The sequence below is a fragment of the Flavobacterium sp. UBA7663 genome, assembly GCF_002483315.1.
Classification (GTDB): domain Bacteria; phylum Bacteroidota; class Bacteroidia; order Flavobacteriales; family Flavobacteriaceae; genus Flavobacterium.
Map to the genome: position 1 here is coordinate 1 of NZ_DLHR01000004.1, position 471 is coordinate 471.

A 471-nucleotide genomic window follows, 5' to 3' on the forward strand; every position below is an offset into this window, starting at 1 on the left:
TCGCGTGTCCGCGAAACGTTAGGCAACATTCACAAACACTCGTCTATGAAATTCATCATTTCACTTTCATTATTAGTATTAGTAAGTTGTAAATATGAAAAGCCTATATCATACAACTTAAATTTCCCAATTGGCGAAATTGAATATGCCGAACTTAAACTAAAACTATCTGATACTTCGGCTGTGATTCTGAATCATGAAGAAATTAATAGGATTTCTGAAAATGTAAATTTCAAGGGCAAGCTTGAAATGTTAAAAGCATATCCAAAATTCTGGTTAGTAGTAAAAACAAAAAATGATTCTGTTTTTAAATATAAAATCACTGACAATCGTTTTGGACGTTTTGATGTTTATACCAAATTGAGTCATCCTGATTTTTTTAAAAATTTATATTTGGCAAAGCTTAAACAAAAAAGTCAATTTGAGTAAGGAAAGAAACTTGAACGTCGCCTAACAGCGGTCACGAGAAAT

Annotated in this window: 1 protein-coding gene; it reads left to right on the forward strand. The window is 31.0% G+C overall.

From position 1 onward, the window contains the following. The coding region (locus B2741_RS00525; protein ID WP_291134358.1) for a hypothetical protein at positions 1-429 on the forward strand (429 nt) is incomplete at its 5' end. Positions 430-471: the final 42 nt, after the last annotated feature.